This is a genomic window from Streptomyces sp. NPDC051677, assembly GCF_044453465.1.
Classification (GTDB): Bacteria; Actinomycetota; Actinomycetes; order Streptomycetales; family Streptomycetaceae; genus Streptomyces.
Window position 1 is genome coordinate 1 of sequence record NZ_JBITCT010000033.1, and the last position, 17,943, is coordinate 17,943.

General features: G+C 70.7%; 15 protein-coding genes and 3 pseudogenes. 6 read left to right on the forward strand and 12 right to left on the reverse strand.

Going from position 1 to position 17,943, the window contains the following annotated elements; all coding sequences use genetic code 11:
• A pseudogene (locus ACIBAF_RS31885) lies at nt 1-274 on the reverse strand (hypothetical protein); the annotation flags it as partial.
• Nucleotides 275-616: 342 nt separating this feature from the next.
• Between ACIBAF_RS31885 and ACIBAF_RS31890 the strand changes: the two are divergent.
• A complete protein-coding gene (locus ACIBAF_RS31890; RefSeq protein WP_399467650.1) occupies nt 617-1,051 on the forward strand; it encodes a hypothetical protein in 435 nt (144 codons plus the stop codon).
• Nucleotides 1,052-1,185: 134 nt separating this feature from the next.
• On the opposite strand, the gene ACIBAF_RS31895 is transcribed toward ACIBAF_RS31890, so the two are convergent.
• The 5 genes from ACIBAF_RS31895 to ACIBAF_RS31915 form a co-directional block, all read right to left on the reverse strand.
• Nucleotides 1,186-3,267, reverse strand: a complete 2,082-nt coding sequence (locus tag ACIBAF_RS31895) for a HEAT repeat domain-containing protein (RefSeq protein WP_399467651.1) — start codon at nt 3,265-3,267, stop codon at nt 1,186-1,188.
• Nucleotides 3,268-3,325: 58 nt separating this feature from the next.
• Complete coding sequence (locus ACIBAF_RS31900) at nt 3,326-3,466, reverse strand: hypothetical protein (RefSeq protein WP_399467652.1); 141 nt, start codon at nt 3,464-3,466, stop codon at nt 3,326-3,328.
• Entirely contained in the window at nt 3,439-4,731 is a 1,293-nt protein-coding gene (locus ACIBAF_RS31905) for an amidohydrolase family protein (RefSeq protein WP_399467653.1), read from the reverse strand. Before ACIBAF_RS31905 ends, ACIBAF_RS31900 begins: the two co-directional genes overlap by 28 nt.
• Nucleotides 4,732-4,815: 84 nt before the next feature.
• Nucleotides 4,816-6,243 carry an amino acid permease gene (locus tag ACIBAF_RS31910; protein ID WP_399467654.1) on the reverse strand — a complete coding sequence of 476 codons (1,428 nt, stop codon included), beginning with the start codon at nt 6,241-6,243 and terminating at the stop codon, nt 4,816-4,818.
• Between the two features lie 132 nt (nt 6,244-6,375).
• Nucleotides 6,376-7,560: a trans-sulfuration enzyme family protein gene (locus ACIBAF_RS31915; protein ID WP_399467655.1), complete on the reverse strand. Its 1,185-nt coding sequence runs from the start codon at nt 7,558-7,560 to the stop codon at nt 6,376-6,378.
• Between the two features lie 154 nt (nt 7,561-7,714).
• On the opposite strand from ACIBAF_RS31915, the gene ACIBAF_RS31920 reads away from it, so the two are divergent.
• Nucleotides 7,715-8,158 carry an Lrp/AsnC family transcriptional regulator gene (locus ACIBAF_RS31920; RefSeq protein WP_399467656.1) on the forward strand — a complete coding sequence of 148 codons (444 nt, stop codon included), beginning with the start codon at nt 7,715-7,717 and terminating at the stop codon, nt 8,156-8,158.
• A gap of 93 nt (nt 8,159-8,251) precedes the next feature.
• Here the strand turns inward: ACIBAF_RS31920 and ACIBAF_RS31925 are convergent, their stop codons facing one another.
• The 3 genes from ACIBAF_RS31925 to ACIBAF_RS31935 all read right to left on the reverse strand — a co-directional run bounded on the left by ACIBAF_RS31925 (nt 8,252) and on the right by ACIBAF_RS31935 (nt 11,035).
• Entirely contained in the window at nt 8,252-9,100 is an 849-nt protein-coding gene (locus tag ACIBAF_RS31925) for a PhzF family phenazine biosynthesis protein (protein ID WP_399467657.1), read from the reverse strand.
• A gap of 229 nt (nt 9,101-9,329) precedes the next feature.
• Nucleotides 9,330-9,584, reverse strand: a complete 255-nt coding sequence (locus tag ACIBAF_RS31930) for a hypothetical protein (RefSeq protein WP_399467658.1) — start codon at nt 9,582-9,584, stop codon at nt 9,330-9,332.
• Nucleotides 9,585-9,598: 14 nt separating this feature from the next.
• The gene (locus tag ACIBAF_RS31935) at nt 9,599-11,035 is read right to left on the reverse strand and encodes a carboxylesterase/lipase family protein (protein WP_399467659.1); all 1,437 of its coding nucleotides are present in this window, start codon (nt 11,033-11,035) and stop codon (nt 9,599-9,601) included.
• Nucleotides 11,036-11,151: 116 nt separating this feature from the next.
• Between ACIBAF_RS31935 and ACIBAF_RS31940 the strand changes: the two genes are divergently transcribed.
• Nucleotides 11,152-12,129 carry an Lrp/AsnC ligand binding domain-containing protein gene (locus ACIBAF_RS31940; protein WP_399467660.1) on the forward strand — a complete coding sequence of 326 codons (978 nt, stop codon included), beginning with the start codon at nt 11,152-11,154 and terminating at the stop codon, nt 12,127-12,129.
• A 157-nt stretch (nt 12,130-12,286) separates the two neighbouring features.
• Here the strand turns inward: ACIBAF_RS31940 and ACIBAF_RS31945 are convergent, their stop codons facing one another.
• A complete protein-coding gene (locus ACIBAF_RS31945) occupies nt 12,287-13,405 on the reverse strand; it encodes a fatty acid desaturase family protein (protein ID WP_399467661.1) in 1,119 nt (372 codons plus the stop codon).
• 7 nt (nt 13,406-13,412) lie between these two features.
• Entirely contained in the window at nt 13,413-14,468 is a 1,056-nt protein-coding gene (locus ACIBAF_RS31950) for a ferredoxin reductase (protein ID WP_399467662.1), read from the reverse strand.
• 87 nt (nt 14,469-14,555) lie between these two features.
• Here ACIBAF_RS31950 and ACIBAF_RS31955 point away from each other — a divergent pair, with 87 nt between their 5' ends.
• Nucleotides 14,556-15,695, forward strand: coding sequence for a PucR family transcriptional regulator (locus tag ACIBAF_RS31955; RefSeq protein WP_399467663.1), 1,140 nt, complete (start codon nt 14,556-14,558; stop codon nt 15,693-15,695).
• A gap of 150 nt (nt 15,696-15,845) precedes the next feature.
• Nucleotides 15,846-15,980 (forward strand): annotated as a pseudogene (locus ACIBAF_RS31960) (IS630 family transposase); the annotation flags it as partial.
• A 7-nt stretch (nt 15,981-15,987) separates the two neighbouring features.
• Here the strand turns inward: ACIBAF_RS31960 and ACIBAF_RS31965 are convergent.
• Nucleotides 15,988-17,004, reverse strand: a complete 1,017-nt coding sequence (locus ACIBAF_RS31965) for an asparaginase (protein ID WP_399467664.1) — start codon at nt 17,002-17,004, stop codon at nt 15,988-15,990.
• A gap of 323 nt (nt 17,005-17,327) precedes the next feature.
• Between ACIBAF_RS31965 and ACIBAF_RS31970 the strand changes: the two are divergent.
• Nucleotides 17,328-17,840: pseudogene (locus ACIBAF_RS31970) on the forward strand (GNAT family N-acetyltransferase); the annotation flags it as partial.
• Nucleotides 17,841-17,943: the final 103 nt, after the last annotated feature.

Here is a 17,943-nt window from a genome sequence, read left to right on the forward strand (position 1 = left end):
CCGGCGTGCACCGCGGGTCCTCCAGCGGCTCCCCCTTCTCATACCGGTAGCGGCAGCTGCCCGCCGCGGGCTGCCGCTGCACCGTGTACGTCTTCTGCGGGCCGGCCCCCACCGCGATCGAGCGGGCCCCGCCCACGGCGCCCGGCGCAGACGCGGACGGCGCCGCAGCACCGGATGACGACGGGTCCGACACACCCAGCGGGACGGACGAACAGCCCGCCAGAAACAGACAGGTCAGCAGCGCGGACGAAGCGACGCGGCGGGCGGAGCACATGACGACCCCTCACGGGCAGGCGATGACTGAGCAGATGCTGCCCTACCGTAAATTCCGCACACCGGGCGGGGCGCCCGGGCGGGAGCACCCACGCCATCCGGCCGTCGGCCAGGCTGCGGCGGGCTGCAGTGTTCAACGGGGTGGTACGGGCGGCCACACGCAGGTTGCAGGCATCGTCGTAGCGACCCACCAGCAGAGTGAGCGGACGCGATGGTGTGGCTGAACCAGTGGGGCTTGCCGATGACGATGTCGGGGTGCAAGCAGGTCTTCGTCTTCGCCGACGCCAATGCACGGTGCCGTGCTCAGGGCGTAGACGTGGGGGGCGGGGGGGCAGCTCCGCACATGCTGCGGCATTCGTACGCGGTGATCACGCTGGAGTTGCTGTGGCGAGGCCATCTGCAGGCGCTGGGCGAGACGAACGAGCAGCAGCGGCTGACGTATCAGCGGGTGTTCGGTGATCCGCTGAACTGGGTGCGGATCAGGCTCGGTCACCGTTCGGCGACGACCATGGCGCTCTACCCGCACACCTTGCAGGAGCTGGAGACGCGCACCCGGCTGGAGCTGGTGCCGGAGGGGGCGTGGGAGCCGGTGGGCTTCAGGGAAGAGGGCTGGATGGAGCGGTCGGCGGTCGGCGGCCGGCGGTGGTCGCGTGAGCGAGGTGGCTCCGCGCGCAGGCCGCGGCCATGCGGCGGCCATGCTCGACGGCTTCTACGAGCCGCCTCCGACGGTGGAATTCCCCGAGGACCGCGGGACTCCGGTGGTGTGGTTCACCGGTGAGGACGGCCGCGAGCGCGTGTTCCGGTTCGAGGAGTTGCCGCTGCCGGGAGTGCAGCGGGACTTCGCGCACGCGCTCGGGGTGCGGATCGGGCCCCGGCGGCGGGCGCCCACGCTCGTCCGGCCCGGCCTCGGGATCAGATGGCGGTCAGAATAGCGCGCAGCCGCTCGTCCTCGCGGATGATGCTGTTCGCGATGCCTGAGTCGACGATGCGCCGGTCCTGCTCGGCGAGTTCGGCGACGCGCAGGCGCTGGTGGGTGCTCAGGGCGGTGGCACCGAGGGCTTGGAGGGCCTCGCAGGCGCCGGAGATGTCCGCTCCGGTTTCGACGGAGTGGAGGGCTGCCTCGGCGAGTTGGCCGAGGTCGACGACGTCGGGGTCGGTGATGGCGAGCAGTGCGAGGACGCCGGCAGGGGCCTTCTCGGGGTCGGCGAGCAGTTGTTCCAGTCGGGGGATCAAGGGCCGGGCGGCCGCGCCGAGGAGGGCGGTTGCGCGCATGGCGCGGACGGCGGTCCACCGGTACCAGAGCCGGTTGCCAGGGGTGCGGTCGAGGACGGAGGCCAGGATCGTGACGGCTTCCTCGGTGTCGCCGTCGATCTGCCACAGGGCGGTGGCGATCGCGATGTCGCGGTCCAGCTGTGGGGTGGTCGGCTCGGCGTCCTCGCTGACGGCTGCCCGCAGGGCGGGGAGCAGTCCGGCGGCCGTCGCGCCCAGGGTGGCGGCGGCCTGGGCGGCCTCGGCGACCTCCCGCGGGCCGGCGGCGAGCGCCTTGGCGACGGCGTCGAGCAGGACGTCGGTCTCGCCGGTGAGGTCGTGGTGGGCCTGCGCCACCATCAGCGACCCGGCGGCGGCACGCAGCACGGCGCCGGCCTGCTCGCGTTCGGCCTGCGGGCCGGTGGCTGCCACGGCGGTGATGGCGGTGGCCGCGTACTGGAAGCGGGGCAGCACGGCGTACAGCTCGGGCAGGGCGGCGGCGGCCTGCGGGCCCCACTGGCGCAGCAGGTGGACCAGGTCGGCGGTCTCGTTGTTGCCGAGCCCGTCCGCGGCCAGGCGTGCGCGGACGGCGGCGAGCAGGGTCGGGTCGAAGGGGAAGGCGGGGGCCTGGAAGTCTCCTGCGGCGTTGAGCGCGCGAGGGCGCTGGTCGAGGTCCCGGGCCAGCAGCGGGACGGCCTGTCGGGGCGCGACCCGGACGAGCACGGCCAATGCCTGGTCAGCCGCCTCGTCGTCGGGTTGGGCGGCGAGTTCGGCGAGGGCGGGCGCCGCCTCGGCGGCGGCCGGGCCGAGCTTGCCGAGCAGGGTCGACGCCGGGTACTCGGCGGCGAGTGGGGCGATGGCCGGGACGAGTCGCTGGGGAGCGCTGCGGGAGAGGCAACAGGCGTGGTCGGCCGCGGAGAGCGCCTCGGTCCGCACCTCGGGGCGGCCGTCGCGCAGGGCGGCGTCCAGCAGGGCGAAGGCGGTCTCGCGGTCTGCCTCGGTCTCGCGGCGCAGCAGGCTGTCGACGATCGCGTGCAGCGGCTCTCGGTGGTGCATGCTGTACCGGTCGGCGGTGAATTCGCGGGCGGGCAGCAGGCCGAGCGCGGCATCGTGGTGGGCGTCGGTCCACGGCTCCCCGGCGGCCAGAGCGACGAGGAGCGCGGCCAGACGCAGCGGCGCGGGCGTGTCTGCGCCGAGCAGCGCGCGGGTCTCGACGGCGGCGCCGGAGAGGTCGACCCTGCCGAGGGCGATGAGCAGTTCGGCCCGGACACCGGGATCGGGCTCGGCCGTCCACCGGCTTCGCAGGGCGAACGGGGCGGTCTCGGTATTCCGGGTGTGGCCGAGCGTCCAGGCGGTGAGCAGCCGGACGTTCACGTCTTCATGTGCCAGCAGCGGTATCAGCAGGGGGATTTGGGTGGCAACGGCGGCCCGGACGGCGCCCGGCGCGATCTTCCATTCATCATCGCTCTCGGCCAATCCGCCGAGCAGGCAGAGGACTTCGGTCGTCCCGGGCCGGGCAGCAGCGGCGATCCGGGCGAGGTACGGGACGGCGTCCACGCTGGCGGGATACACCGTGCCCTGGTGGAGGATGCACGAGTACAGCTCCGAGATCGCCTCCTCGGCATCACCGCCGCCCTCGGCGAGGGCGCGCAGCAGGTCGGGCAGGTCCTCGGCGGGACCGTAGGCGTGCGAGACGGAGGCCCAGGGGTGGGCGTCGAGGCCGGTGAGGGCGTCAGCGAGATCCATGGGCGTGATCTTCGCAGCCGGGTCCGACAGGACGGTCGGGGGCCTGTGGCGACCTGCGTCAGCGCGCCTGCTTCGCCGCCTTCGGCAGCGTGCGTCCCCGCCCGCCCCGCGCACTGGCCGGGGACGGCGCGGTGGAGGACGAGATGTAGAGGTCCTCGGAGTCGAGTCCGCCTACTCCGATGCCGGCTGCGGACGCCATGTGCCGTCGAGCGGAACGGCGGCGGCTGCCGCGATACGGTCGCGTGACTCCACCAGTCGGGTCCGCAGCGCCGGCAGGTCCACGTTCACCAGTACGCCGTCGCGTTTGACCGTGCGGCCGGCGACGAGGACGGTGTCGACCAGGCCGGGGTGACCTGCACTGACGAGGGTGGCGACCGGGTCGGTGACCGGGAAGACGGTCAGGTCGTCGGTGCGCAGCAGGATGATGTCGGCGTCCTTGCCAGGTGTGATGCTGCCTGTTCGGGCGTCGAGTCCGCACGAGGCGGCGGCGTCGAGCGTGGTGAAGGCGAGCAGGTCCCGGGAGCGCAGGCCGCCGTCCAGGCCGCGCTGTACGGCGAAGGCGGTGCGCATGGTGGAGAACATGTCGCCGCCGGCGGAGGGGACGTCGTCGACGGACAGCGTCGGGCGCAGGCCGGCGGCCAGCGCCCGGCCGGTCATCGGGTTGCCGAATCCCATCTTCAGCTCGACGTCCGGGCTGATCGACAGCGAACTGCCCGCGTCGGCGAGCATCCGCAGCTCCTCGTCGCTGAGTCCGTTGCCGTGCACGAACGTGGTGGTGTCCCGCAGCAGTCCGTGCTCGCGCAGATCGGCGACAGCGCCGGCTGCGATGTCCACGTGCAGGCTGGTGCGCAGGCCGAGTTCGGCCGCCAGGTCCAGTTCCCGGGCGACGGTGTCCATGCTGGTGGCCTCCGGGCCGCGCAGACCGAGCGCCATGGTGACCGGGCCGCCGTCGGCCAGTTGGGAGTGGACACGGCGGATGTCGGCGTCGACGGGGTCGGGGGTGCCCCATCCGGCGCCGAGGCAGAAGATCGACCGTCCGGGCGCGTCGCGCAGCGCGGCGACGGCGGCGTCCTCGTGCTGCGGGGTCTGGGCGACGTGGTACCAGTCCAGCATCGTGGTCACGCCGCAGTGGAGGGCCTCCAGGCGGCCGAGGAGGGTGCCGGCGTAGACGTCCTCGGGCCGGTAGTGGGGTTTGACCGTGCCGTGCATGGCCGCCGCCCACTCGGGGAACGTCCAGTCCGCGCCGACGCCCCGGAACGCGGTCTGCCAGGTGTGGCGGTGGTTGTCGACGAAGCCGGGCATGACGATCCGGTCGGTCGCGTCGATCCGCTCGGCGTCCGGGGCGTCGATGCGCTCCGCGACCTCGGCGATCACGCCGTCCTCGATGAGCACGTCACCGCGGGCGAGATCGCCGACAGCCGGGTCCATGCTGACCACGGTGCCGCCGGTGAGCAGGGTTTTCATCGGGTGAACTCCTTCACAGACATTTTCGGATGGTTCGAGGGTGTGTCGTGACCGCCGCCGGGGTTCCGCTCATGCGGGCGCCGATCAGGCGCGGGCGGTCAGGGCCTTCTGCCGCAGGTAGCCGATGAGGGAGAGCGCCAGGGCCAGGCCGCCGGTGAAGTACAGCTGCACGCGGGTGTCGGACTGGCGGGCCATGAGGGCCAGGATCGCCAGCACTCCCGCCAGCGCCAGCCAGGTCAGGGCCGGGAACGCCCACATCTTCACGACCAGCTTCTCGGGCGCCTCTCGCTCCAGTCGTCGGCGCATCCGCAGCTGGGCGGCGGCGATGAAGCCCCACACCACGAGCACGGCCGCGCCGACCATGTTGAGCAGCCAGGTGAAGACGGTCTGTGGCCACCAGTAGCTGAGCAGTACCGCGATGAAGCCGAAGGCGGAGGAGGCGATCACCGCGATCCGCGGCACTCCGCCGGAGACCGTGCCGACGGCTTTCGGGCCGTGGCCGCGGGCGGTCAGGGAGTACGCCATGCGGGAGGAGCCGTAGATGTTGGCGTTCATCGCCGACAGCAGGGCGATGAGCACGATGACGTTCATGAGCTGGCCGGCGGCGGGGATGTCGAGGTGGTCGAGGGCCGCCACGTAGGGGCCGCTGGTGGTGACGGCGGGGTCGCTCCACGGGATCAGCGTGACGATGACCAGCATGGATCCGACGTAGAAGACGGCGATCCGCCACATCGCGGTGCGCACGGCCGTGGCGACGCCGCGTACCGGGTGTTCGGACTCGGCGGCGGCGATGGTGACCGTCTCCAGGCCGCCGTAGGCGAAGACCGAGGTGAGCAGGCCGATGACCAGGCCGTTCGTGCCGTGGGGAAGGAAGCCGCCGTCCCCGGTGAGGTTGGCCGTGCCGGGGGCGTGGGTGCCGGGCAGTACGCCGAAGATCGCGAGGCCGCCCAGGACCAGGAAGAGGGAGATCGCGCCGACCTTCAGGGCTGCGAACCAGAACTCGAACTCACCGAAGTTGCGGACCGCCGCGAGGTTCGTGCCGCAGAACGCGGTCATGAACAACAGGACCCACATCCAGGACGGGGTGCCCGGGAACCAGCCGGTCATGATGCTCGCGGCACCGATCGCCTCGGCGCCGACGCCCACGCACAGCAGCGTCCAGAACATCCAGCCGGCGGTGAAGCCCGCCCAGGGTCCGATGGCCCGCTCGGCGTGCACCGAGAACGACCCGGAGGCCGGGTTGGCCGCCGACATCTCGCCGAGCATGCGCATCACCAGCATGACGAGCACGCCGGAGAGCGCGTAGGCGACGACGATCGACGGCCCGGCCGCCGCGATACCGGCACCGGAGCCGACGAACAGACCCGCGCCGATGACCCCGCCGAGCGCGATCATCGACAGGTGACGCTGCTTGAGCCCCTGAGCGAGCGGGGGGCCGCTGCGGGGCGCGTCACCGTGGCTTTCGTCGGCAGGTGCGGCGCCGGCGAGGGGATGGTTCTGCAGGTTGGGCATGGAGGTGCACCTCTTCGTTGAGCTGCTGGACTCTCAGGGGGCTGGCTGTGTCGAGACCCGCGCCGTTCACGCCTGCGCGCTCGGGTGGTTGGCGCCGCCGCCGCAGCACGCGGCCGACGCTCTCGCGGTGGTTCAGACAGTCGCCGCGGTGGCGTGTACGGCGTCGGCGGCGGCCAGTGCGTCGGCGACCAGGTCGGCGGTGTCCTCGGTGCCCGCGGCCAGCCGGACCAGGCCCAGCGGAACCGACTCGGCGATCTGGTCCTCGCTGAGCATTCCGCGCCACATGGACGCCGGGTGCACGGCCAGGGATTCCACGCCGCCGAGGCTGGCCGACCGGAGCGAGTAGCGCAGCCGGCTGAGGAAGGCGTCGGCCATCTCGAAACCGCCGGTGAACTCGATGCCGAGCACCCCGCCGAAGCCACTCATCTGGTCGGCGGCCAGCTTGTGCTGCGGGTGGCTCGCCAGACCGGGATAGTGCACCCGGGTCACGGCGGGATGCTCGTTCAGCGCCTCGGCGAGCGCCTGGCCGTTGGCGTTGTGCCGGGGCACCCGCAGCGGCAGGGTGCGCATGCCGCGCAGCAGCAGCCACGCGTCGATCGGGCCGAGCGTGGCGCCGGTGAGCAGACCGACGTCCCAGATCCGGTCCAGGAGCTCGGCGGGTCCGGCGATCACTCCGGCGGAGACGTCCGAGTGACCGTTGAGGTACTTGGTCGCGCTGTGCCAGACCAGGTCGATGCCGAGCTCCGCCGGCCGCTGGTTCAGCGGGGTGGCGAAGGTGTTGTCCGCCATGGTCAGCACGTTGTGCGCGCGGGCCAGGTCCGCGACGGCGCGCAGATCGGTGATCTGCAGCAGCGGATTGCTCGGCGTCTCCACCAGGATCAGGCGGGTCTGCGGGGTCAGTGCCTTCGCGAACGCCTCCGGGTCGGTCTGGTCGACCACGGTGGTCGACACCCCAAGGCGCGGAAGCAGGTTCAGCAGCACCGAGCCCGTGCCGCCGTAGGTCGACTTCTGCCCGATGACATGGTCACCGGCGGAGACCAGGGCCAGCACGGCAGTGGTGAGCGCGGCCATCCCGGACGCGGTGACCATAGCCGCCTCGGCGCCCTCCAGCTCCGCGACCACGGCCGCGACCTGTGCGTGGTTCGGGTTGCCGAAGCGGGTGTAGAAGTCCTTCCCGCGCGGTTCGACAGCGCCCTGCGCGAACGTCTCCCCGTCCTCGGCCCAGAACGTCGCCGTCTGGTAGATGGGCGGTGCCACGGCACGGGTGGGATGGATCTCGCGATCGGCGTGGACGGTGATGGTGCTCTTGCCCGGCATGGCCTGCCCTTCCATAGGCGTCGGTTACGACGACAGGAAGCGTGGCTGACCACGGCTCGAATATGGACGGATCTTGGCAACTTTGGCAGCAAATTGCGCTCACTGCGGGCTCACGATTGTGGTACTCGGTTGACAGGCGCAATAATCTGCCGCCATGGACGAGATGGATCGGGCGATTCTGGCCGTGCTCGCAAACAACGGCCGGATCAGCAACAACGAGCTGGCCGCCCGGGTCGGGCTGTCGCCGTCACCGTGCCTGCGGCGCGTGCGCCAGCTGGAGGAAGCCGGCGTCATCCGCGGTTACCGGGCGCTGATCGATCCTGCCGCGGTCGGCCGCAGTCTGCGAGTGTTCGCCGGGGTGCGGCTGATGCGGCACACCCGCGCGGACGTGGTCGCGTTCGAGCGCGGGATCACCCAGCTGCCCGGGGTGGTCGCCTGCCACCACATCACCGGCAACTTCGACTACCTGCTCCAGGTCGAGGTCGCCGACCTTCCCGCCTACGAGGACTTCCACGCCAACCAGTTGTCCGCCCTGCCCGGCGTGGCCACGGTGACCAGCTACGTCACCATGAAGACACTCTCCCCCGACACCACCTGACAGCCTGGTCCCGCCACCGGTGGTCTGGCACATGGATCACCGCGTAGCTGCCCGCGCTCCGGCAACCGCTGCGAACGCGCGGGCAGGTGGGGGTCAGAGGGTGATGTCGCCTCGGATGCAGACGGTGGCGGCGCCGCTGACCCAGACGGTGCCGTCCGCATCGGCGGTGATCTCGATGCTGGCGGCCCGTCCCAGCCTCGTGCCCTGGGAGACCCGGTAGGTGGAGGGTGCGGCGCCGGTGGCGGTGAGCCACTGCCCGACGCCGGCGCTCATGCTGCCGCACGCGGGATCCTCGGGCACACCGGCGCCGGGGGCGAAGGTGCGCATCTCGAAGTGGTGCTCTGACCCCTCGGGGTGGGCCCCGATCGCGCCGACCATCGCGGCCGGGATGAGGGACAGGTCAGGTTCGAGGGCGAGCACCTCCTCGGCCGTGGCCAGCTGAACCACCGCCCAGCCGGGCCCGTTGTCCACCCACTGGTGGGCCAGGACCCGCTCCCGCGTAATGCCGAACGCGGCCACGACCTGGTCCAGATACGCCTCGTCGAGCGCCCCGTCACGGACCCGTGGCGGGGCGGCGAACGACAGGGCGCCCTCGCCGCGGCGCACGGTGACCAGGCCGGCCGCGCACTCCTGCACGATCCGGTCGGCGTGCTGCGGCGTGCCGCCACCGTCCAGCCAGGCGCGCGCAGAGCCGAGGGTGGGGTGCCCGGCGAACGGCAGCTCGCCCTGAGGCGTGAAGATCCGCAGCCGGTAATCCGCCTCCTCGGTCGTCGTCGGCAGGACGAACGTGGTCTCGGACAGGTTCGTCCAGCGCGCCAGGCCCTGCATGTCCTCGTCGGTCAGGTCCGTCCCGTCCAGGACGACCGCGACCGGGTTGCCGCGATAAGGGATCGTGGAGAACACATCGACCTGCACGAACGAGCGGGTACGCGGCATGGTCATTGAGGGCCTTTCGTAGCGGCGGCAGCGGATTGTGTGCGCTCGCCCGTCGGTGGGCACGGGTCGGGTCCATCCCAATGGGTGCCCACGGGGCCAGGACAGTGCCAGTCGCGACACAGTGGACCGACTCGCCGGGGACTTGAAGACGAAGTTCACGGTCGGGCTCGTCCCGCCGCGACAGCGCGATGGCCGGCGTCCCGCGGGTGCGGGACGCCGGCCATCGAGGTGGGCGTCAGCTGGTGACGGCCGTGTGGAGGGCCTTCGCGTACAGGGCCTTCCAGAGGCTGCCCGCGCCCGGCATCACGCAGAAGACGAGGAGCGCGATGGACGCCAGCGTGAAGGGGAGCGGGCGCACCCACTGGTTCCAGCTCGCGAACCGGTCGGCGATGGTCAGCGAGTACACCCGGTCCGAGGCATAGATGGTGGCCAGCAGGGTGAGGAACTCTGCCCAGTGAGGCATGGCCGGCGTGCGGAAGATGCGCTTCACGATGGTCTCCTCTCTCAGCCGAAGTGACGGATGCGGGCTGCGGTCGCGGGGGCGTACGGCAGCCAGTCACTGGTCGTTCCAGTGGTGACGAACTCGGCGACGGCGGTCGCGAATTCGCGGCCCAGGGCGCGCTGGGCGTCGCCGTCCCCGGCGAGGACGGGGCTGTCGGGGGAGGCGTCGAAGGTGTTGAAGAGGAAGGGCAGTTCGGCGCAGTGGGTGGCGCCCAGGGCGTACGGGTCTTCGGCGGGGGCGTAGTCGAACTGGTAGACGTAGGTGGTGTTGCCACCGGCCGCGTGATGGTCGGCCACCTCCAGCGAACCGTCGCGGAAGAGGCCGTCGGTCTGCACCGCGGTGAAGATCTGCGCCGGCGTCGCCTGCTCGCCGAGGCGGGCGGCGTGCTGCTGGTAGACGTCCTGGGCGGCCTGCCGGCCGACCTGGGCGGTGAGGATGTCCAGAGCGCCGGTGGTGGTGAGGTTCTGGATGCGCGGGTCGAAGGCGAAGAAGGCGGTCGCCTCGTCGCGGGTGGTGCCGATCAGCAGCGGCTTGCCCTCCAACGCGCCGTCCGCGAGCGCCTGTTGCCGGGTGCGGGGCATGCCGGGGGCGCCGAGGACCGGGTACATCGGCGGGGCCGCGTTGCCCGGGGCGGCGAGCTGCACGGAGAGGCGGCCGTAGGCGTCCAGCAGCTGCTCGGCCGGCAGGGCGCGCAGGGCCTTCGCGGTGTCCGTGCCGGCCGGGATGCCCAGCAGGCGCAGATAGGCGTCGGCGTTCTCGGCGGCCTGGTGCGCATCCTGCGGGTTCAGGCCGAAGGGCCCGCTCTGCAGCAGCACCCGCGTAATGGATCCGTTCGTCGCGGGGTCGAGGGCGAGCATCAGGGAGGAGTAGGCCCCGGCGGACTGCCCGCCGACGGTCACGGTGCGCGGATCGCCGCCGAAGGAGGCGATGTTGTCCTGCACCCAGCGCAGTACGGCGGCCTGGTCCTGGGGGCCGAGGTTGGCCGCGCCGATCTGCGGCAGGTAGAGATAACCCAGGGGTCCCACACGGTAGTTGGCGGTGACGACCACGATGTCGCCCAAAGCGGCGAGGCGGTCGCCGTCGTACCAGTCCCAGCCGCCGGAGCCGCTGGTGAAGCCGCCCCCGTGCCACCAGAGAAGGACCGGGCGGGCTGCACCGTCCTCCAGCGCCCGGCGCGGAGTGAAGACGTTGACGGTCAGGCTGCCGTCCTCGTTCCAGTCCGGCACGCGCTGCCCCTGCACCTTCTCCAACCGGGAGGCCGCCTGCGCCGCATCCCGCACCTCCGTCCAGCCCGGGTGCGGCTGCGGCGACGCGAACCGCAGCTCGCCCACCGGCGACGCGGCGTACGGGATGCCCCGGAAGGAAACCGCCTCGCCCTCCACGACGCCCCTGACCTTGCCCCGATCGGTGTCCACGACCGTGTGCTCGATACCGGTCATCGTGCTCACCTGCTCTCTCTCGTCTCGGTTGCTCTGAGACTTTTCTAGGCGAGCAGGAGAATCCGAGCCAGAAATGCCCATCTCAATCGAGGAAGAAGGTCATAGGATCTTGCTTTATGGAGAAAGTGCGCCATCGGCTGAATGAGACGGACGGTCGGATCGCCGCCGCGATGCTGGCCGCCCCACGCGCCTCGTGGCGCACGGTCGGCCGTGTCCTGGGCATCTCGGAGCGCACCGTCGTACGGCGTGCGGCGCCGCTGTTCGGCGACGGGACCCTGCGGGCCACGGCGGTGCGCAACCCCATGCACTTCCCCGATCTGATCCCGCTGGCCCTGCGCATCCGCTGCAAGCCCAACCGGATCAGCGCCGTCGCCGCCACCCTGGCCCGCCGCCCGGACACCATCTGGGTGGACGTCCTCGGCGGCGGGGACGAGATCTGCACCATCCTCTTCCTGGACGGCTCCGACGCCCGCAACAACCTCCTGCTGCGCGACCTCCCCGCCACCCCCGCGGTCCAGTCCTGGACCTCTCACGTCCTGCTACGGGTCTTCCCGGCCGCCTTCGACTGGAGCGGCGGCCTGCTCACCGAGGCCGAACTGGCCAGCCTACGGCCGGACATGCCCGCGGTCCCCGACCGGCCGCCCCTCCAGCCCGTTGACCACCAGCTGATCACCGCACTGATCGAGGACGGACGCGCCGCCTACACCGACCTCGCCCGCCGCGCCGACACCACCGCTCTCACCGCCCGCCGCCGTCTTGAGGCACTGGTCGGCGGCCAGGTCCTCCGGCTCGCGACCGAGGTCGACCTCGCCCGGCTGGGCATCCGCACCGAGGCACTTTTGTGGATCACCGTCGCACCCGGCGGACTGGAGGAGACAGGCCGGCAGCTCAGCCGCCACCCCCAGGTTCGCTTCGCCTCCGCCACCACCGGCACCGCCAACCTCCTCGTGGCGGTCGCGGCAGCCGACCTCGACGCGCTCTACCACTTCATGAGCGACACCATCGGCGCCCTCGAACACGTCTCCACCGTCGAGATCACACCCATCCTGACCGGAGTCAAGAGGACCGGCCTGGTCCGCCCCGGCAGCCTCTGAGCCGAACCCAAGCGGCCTTCGGCGTCACCGACACCGGGCTGTACCGGATCCCGTGTCGTACGGGGTGATGTCGCGGTCGCCCACCGTCCGCAAACGGATCTCACCGAACCCGGCGGTGCCGCCGGTACGGCCGAAGGATCTGAACCAATACCGGGAATCAGGCCGCGACGAGCTCCTGCTCGCGGTCCGGCGTTTTGACCTTGGGCTTCTTGTTCGGCAGCGAGAGCCGGACGACCTTGCGCCACGCGGAGAACACCTGCTTGGGCAGCGGCCCGGTGACGTACTCCAGCTCGTACTTCTCGAACAGCGCGCGCACCTTCACCGCGACCTCGGCGTACCGGTTGCTCGGCAGGTCCGGGAACAGGTGGTGCTCGATCTGGTGCGACAGGTTGCCGGTCATGAAGTGCATGGCCTTGCTGCCGCTGATGTTCGCCGAGCCCATCATCTGGCGCAGGTACCACTGGCCGCGCGTCTCGCCCTTGATCGACCGGCGCTCGAAGACCTGCACGCCCTCGGGGAAATGCCCGCACATGATCACCGAGTGGGACCAGATGTTGCGGACCAGGTTCGCGGTGAACGTGGCGGCGAGCGTGGTGAGGAACGACGGGCCCGACAGCAGCGGGTGGATCACGTAGTCCTTGAGCACCTGCTTGCGGATCTTGCGGCCCACCGCCTTGGCCCGCGCGCGGAACTCCGGGTTCTTGCGGCGGCGCTTGTGCAGGTTCTTGCCGAGCTCCAGGTCGTACGCTGCGATGCCGTACTCGAAGAAGCAGGCGTTGATGAAGTTCCACAGCGGCTGGCCGAGGTGGAACGGGTGCCACTTCTGGTCCTCGTCGACGCGCATGATGCCGTAGCCGAGGTCGTTGTCCTTGCCGATCACGTTGGTGTACGTGTGGTGCAGCTCGTTGTGCGAGTGCTTCCACTGGTCGGCCGGCGAGACGTGATCCCACTCCCAGGTGGTGGAGTGGATCTTCGGGTCCCGCATCCAGTCCCACTGGCCGTGCAGGATGTTGTGGCCGATCTCCATGTTGTCCATGATCTTCGCCACGGACAGACCGGCGGTGCCGATCAGCCACGCGGGCGGGAAGATCGAGAACAGCAGCACGCCCCTGCTGACCAGCTCGAGCTTGCGCTGCGCCGAGATGACCTTGCGGATGTAGGCGGCGTCCTTCTCGCCGCGGCCGGCGATCACCTCGTCGCGGATCGCGTCCAGCTCGCGGCCGAGCTCCTCGATCTGCTCCGCGGTCAGGTGGGCGGTCGGGTCGATGGCGGTCAAGGTGCTCCTACCGTTCGATGTCGCACGGGCCCGCCGCGGCGGACACGCAGGTCTGGATGAGGACGCCCGGCTCGGCCTCGGTGATCTCGCCGGTGCGCAGGTCGCGGACGGCGCCCGCCTTGAGCGGCGAGACGCAGCCGAAGCAGATGCCCATGCGGCACCCGGAGGGCATGAGCACGCCGGCCTCCTCGCCGACGTCCAGCAACGGCGTGGCGCCGTCCGCGTCGACGGTCTTGCCGGTGGCGCTGAACGTGACCTCGCCGCCGTCACCGGCGACGACGATGCCGGGGCGGAAGCGCTCGATGTGCAGGCGCTCCGGGACGCCGTGCTCGCTCCAGTGCTTTTCGGCGGCGTCGAGCAGGCCCGCGGGTCCGCAGGCCCAGGTCTCGCGCTCGGCCCAGTCGGGCACGAGTTCGTCGAGACGGGCGATGTCGAGCATGCCGTCGGTGTCGGTGTGCACCTCGGTGAGCTGCAGCTTCTTGTCCGCGACCAGGTCGTGCAGTTCGTTGCGGAAGATCACGTCCTGCGGCTGTGGCGCGCAGTGGACCATGACGACGTCGTCGAACTCGGTGTCGCGCAGCATGCCCATCACGGGCGTGATGCCGCTGCCGGCCGTCAGGTAGAGCACCTTGGCGGGCTTGGCCTCCGGCAGCACGAAGTCACCGGTCGCCTGGTCGAGCTGGACCAGCGTGCCCGGTTTCGCCCTGCGGACCAGGTGGTTGCTGACCTTGCCGTCCGGGATCGCCTTCACGGTGATCGTGACGCGGCCGTCCCGGCGGTCTGTCGGCGAGGTGACCGAGTAGGCACGCCACAGGCGCACCCCGTCGACGTCGACGCCGATCCGCACGTACTGACCGGCCGTGTGGCCGCGCCAGCCCCGTCCCGGCCTGATCACGATGGTCGCGGCGTCACCCGTCTCGGGGTGCACGGCCTCGATGCGCCCACGCAGGTCAGCGCCCGCACGCAGCGGGCTGACCAGGTCGAGGTAGTCCGACGGCAGCAGCGGTGTCGTGACCATCTCCAGCAGTTTCCACGCCCTACTGCGGAGGGCTGCACTCGTCATGACTCCAGCTTGCTGTGCCTCAAGGCGTAAAGTCCTGACCGCAGGAGGTAAATCTGGTCGGCTGAATTGTTCGCAGGGAATGAAAACGTGAGCCATGCAATCCGGAGGGCCAGCGAACTGGCCCTGGATGAGACGACGGTCACCGCACTGCGGGCCGCGCTGAAGACCACCGCCGACGAGGTCGTCCAGGCGATCATCGACGAGGTCCCGCCCTACGCCAACGCCCTTTCGGGCCGCATGGGCGTCACCATCCGCCGATCCGTCCGCACCGCCCTGGGGCACTACCTGGACCTCGCGAGCGGGAACGCCACAGGCGGCGACGCCGGTGACGCAGCCTACGAGCTGGGCCGCGGCGAGGTCCGGGACGGCCGTTCGATGGACGCCCTGCTCAGCGCCTACCGCGTCGGCGCCCGCGTGGCCTGGCGAGGCCTGGCAGCGGGTGCCGTACCCGCAGGTCTGCCCGCCGCCGAGGTCGCCAAGTTCGCCGAGCTGACCTTCGCCTACATCGACGAGCTCTCCGCCGCGAGCGCCGCGGGCCACGCCGACGAACTGGCCGCCCAGGGCCGGGCCCAGGAGCGCCACCTGGAACACCTGGCCCGCGACCTCCTCGCCGGCGCGAGCCCGGACGTGCTGCTTGTCTCCGCTCAACGGGCCGGGTGGCAGCCTCCGGTTTCGCTGACCGCGGTCCTGCTGCCCGCCGCCCAGGCCAGGCCTGCCTACCGCGCGCTCGACCCGAGCACCCTCGTCCTCGACGATCTGCCGGACGCCTTCGGCGTGCTGCTCGTCCCCGATGCCGACCGATCACATCTCTTGCGGCAGCTGACCGACCGCACCGCCGTGGTCGGCCCGGCCCGGCCATGGACTCGTGCGTCCGCCTCGTACGCACGAGCCGTACGCGCGCGCTCCCTCTCCTCTGATATCCGCGACACCGAGGACCACCTGCCCGAGCTGGTGCTGAGCGCCGACGTGGACGCGTTCGCAGACCTGCGTGCCCGAGCCCTCGCCCCGTTGCGGACCTTGCCTGTCGCCACCGCGCGGCGGCTGGAGGAGACGTTGCGGGCGTGGCTGCTGCACCAGGGCAGGCGGGATGAGGTGGCGGCGGCGTTGTTCGTCCATCCCCAGACCGTCCGGTACCGGATGTCGCAGCTGCGAGAGCTGTTTCCGGATCTCGCATCGCCGCACCGGGTCCTTGAACTGACGCTGGCGGTCGGTCTTCGGGTCAGCTGACGCGTTCTTCGACCGCCCAGGACCGCGGCTGCGAGCGGTCCGGGAATCGTGCTACGTCCTGCCGAAGAAGGGAGAGGCGGCGGCGCACGGCACGGGGCCTATGACCATCGCCGAGGTACGGAAGTTCCTGGACGGCCACAAGGCGGTGCCCGTCGGCCTCGACGCCCAACGAGAGTCCACACCTCCGTGAAGGCCCTGGAGGACGACATCGCCGCATGGATCGACACCTGGAACGACAACCCACGGCCCTTCACCTGGACCAAGACAGCCTCAGAATTTCTGGCGCATCACACTAGGCGGGTCCTCCGGGCTGGTTGGACAAGGCGGCGAAGGTCTCGACGATCGCTCTGCGGTCGGCCTCCTGGGCGACCAGGGCGTGCAACAGAAGCCGTGCCTGAAACGGGCCAAGGTCGCCGGCCGGGATGAGACCGCGGTCGATGAGGTCCTTCTCCGATCCTGGGTAGCCGTACGTTCTGGTCAGAACGGGGCCATTGCCGATGCGCGAGGTAAGAACGACGGGGATGCGGGAGGCGAGCGCTTCGAGTGTCTCCACGAGGCGTTGGGGGACGTGGCCGACGCCGAAGGCGGCGATGACGAGCCCGTCGCAGAGGCTGTCCCACGCGGAGAGCAGTGTGCCGTCGTCACCGAGGCTGACTGCATACATGCCTACGCGGACCTCGCGGCTCGGTGGCCCGAGGGGAGCTGTCCGTCGGGGCGGGGAAGAGAGCAGACGTACGCGGTCCTCCGTGACGCGGCCGATGGGGCCTGCCCCAGGTGAGGCGAACGCTGCGGGGCTGGTGGTGTGGGCCTTGCGGACGTGCCGTGCCACGTGGATCTCGTCGTTCAGCACGACCAGCGCCCCGGCTCCGCGCAGGCACGGGTCTGCGGCGGCGATGACGGCCGCGAACAGGTTTGCGGGGCCGTCGGGGCCGGCCATCGTGGGGTTACGCATGGCGCCGGTGACGACGATGGGCTGGTCGTGACCGTGGTGCAGGCCGAGGAAGAACGCGGTCTCCTCGATGGTGTCGGTGCCCTGTGTGATCACGACACCGTCGATGTCGCCGCCGTCGAGGGTGTCGCCGATAACGGCGGCGAGTTCGGTGAGGTCGTCGAAAGTGAGTGACGCGCCGGGTACCCGGCGGAAGTCGTGGACGCGCAGCTCGATGCCGCACTTGTCAAGGCCGGGGACGCCGGCGAGGAGATCGTGTGCGGACAGGGCGGGTACGACTCCACCGGTCAGCGGATCGGTGGTCATGGCGATGGTGCCGCCCAGCGAGTAGACCGCCACCGTTCTCGTTGCACCCATCATGCCCCCAGGCTCGCGCTCGTCAGGTCCGGTTTCGTGAGGAGAATCGTCACGTGTCCCCGCCCACGGAGATCGCCTCATGCAGGCTATCGGTCGTTTCAGCGTGTGTGCCGGCCTCGAACCCGACCGGGCGATGCGTGGGGCGACCGCGCCGATCACAGTCCTCAACGAGGGGCCGCGACTGGTCTTATCGCGGCGGGGAGGGCGTCATGCACCCTGACGGAATGCCGCACATCATCACCCCGCGTCTGCGCTACGGCTCCACCGCCGTGCGCCCAGGCTGGGACCAGCTCCCGCAGGACATCCGCCGACTGATCTCACGACGCATGGACAAGCAGGATCGTCTTCTGCTCCGCCGGTGGCGGGAATCCGACCTCGAACCGTGGGCGGCCATGAACTCCGATCCTGAAGTCCGAGAACACCTGGGGGAACTGCTGACGCGGGAGCAAAGCGATACCTCAGTGGCACTCATGCGGGCCGAGTTCGACGAGCGAGGTTTTGGGTGGTGGGCGCTCGAAGCACGGGAGACCGGTGAGTTCATCGGCCGTGCCGGCTTGGACGAGGTGGGCGAGGACATGCCGTTCGCGGGAGTGGATATCGGTTGGCGGTTGACGCGTTCGGCGTGGGGCCACGGTTACGCCACCGAGGCCGCCTTGGCCTGCCTGGCTTTCGGCTTCGAGGTCCTCGGGCTGCAGGAAGTGGTGGCGTCGACGACCGTCCACAACCGTCGTTCCCAGGCAGTGATGCGCCGGATCGGCATGACCCGGGATCCGGCCGACGACTTCGAGGATCCGAGCGTGCCCGAGGGACCGCTTCGCCAGTGTGTGCTGTACCGGATGCCCTGCAGAGATGCTCACGGCCTCTCTCACGAGAGTCCTTCCGCGGCCGGCTGCGATGCTGACCTGTACGTCGAGCGACACCTGCAGCAGGTGGCTGTCGGGG

Excerpts from the sequence above, each read along its gene's own strand:
- ACIBAF_RS31950 (WP_399467662.1), bottom strand. The coding sequence starts at position 14,468 with ATGACGAGTGCAGCCCTCCGCAGTAGGGCGTGGAAACTGCTGGAGATG.
- ACIBAF_RS31965 (WP_399467664.1), bottom strand. The coding sequence starts at position 17,004 with ATGATGGGTGCAACGAGAACGGTGGCGGTCTACTCGCTGGGCGGCACC.
- ACIBAF_RS31915 (WP_399467655.1), bottom strand. The coding sequence starts at position 7,560 with ATGCCGGGCAAGAGCACCATCACCGTCCACGCCGATCGCGAGATCCAT.
- ACIBAF_RS31925 (WP_399467657.1), bottom strand. The coding sequence starts at position 9,100 with ATGACCATGCCGCGTACCCGCTCGTTCGTGCAGGTCGATGTGTTCTCC.
- ACIBAF_RS31895 (WP_399467651.1), bottom strand. The coding sequence starts at position 3,267 with ATGGATCTCGCTGACGCCCTCACCGGCCTCGACGCCCACCCCTGGGCC.
- ACIBAF_RS31890 (WP_399467650.1), top strand. The coding sequence starts at position 617 with ATGCTGCGGCATTCGTACGCGGTGATCACGCTGGAGTTGCTGTGGCGA.
- ACIBAF_RS31905 (WP_399467653.1), bottom strand. The coding sequence starts at position 4,731 with ATGAAAACCCTGCTCACCGGCGGCACCGTGGTCAGCATGGACCCGGCT.
- ACIBAF_RS31900 (WP_399467652.1), bottom strand. The coding sequence starts at position 3,466 with ATGGCGTCCGCAGCCGGCATCGGAGTAGGCGGACTCGACTCCGAGGAC.
- ACIBAF_RS31910 (WP_399467654.1), bottom strand. The coding sequence starts at position 6,243 with ATGCCCAACCTGCAGAACCATCCCCTCGCCGGCGCCGCACCTGCCGAC.
- ACIBAF_RS31920 (WP_399467656.1), top strand. The coding sequence starts at position 7,715 with ATGGACGAGATGGATCGGGCGATTCTGGCCGTGCTCGCAAACAACGGC.
- ACIBAF_RS31935 (WP_399467659.1), bottom strand. The coding sequence starts at position 11,035 with ATGACCGGTATCGAGCACACGGTCGTGGACACCGATCGGGGCAAGGTC.
- ACIBAF_RS31940 (WP_399467660.1), top strand. The coding sequence starts at position 11,152 with ATGGAGAAAGTGCGCCATCGGCTGAATGAGACGGACGGTCGGATCGCC.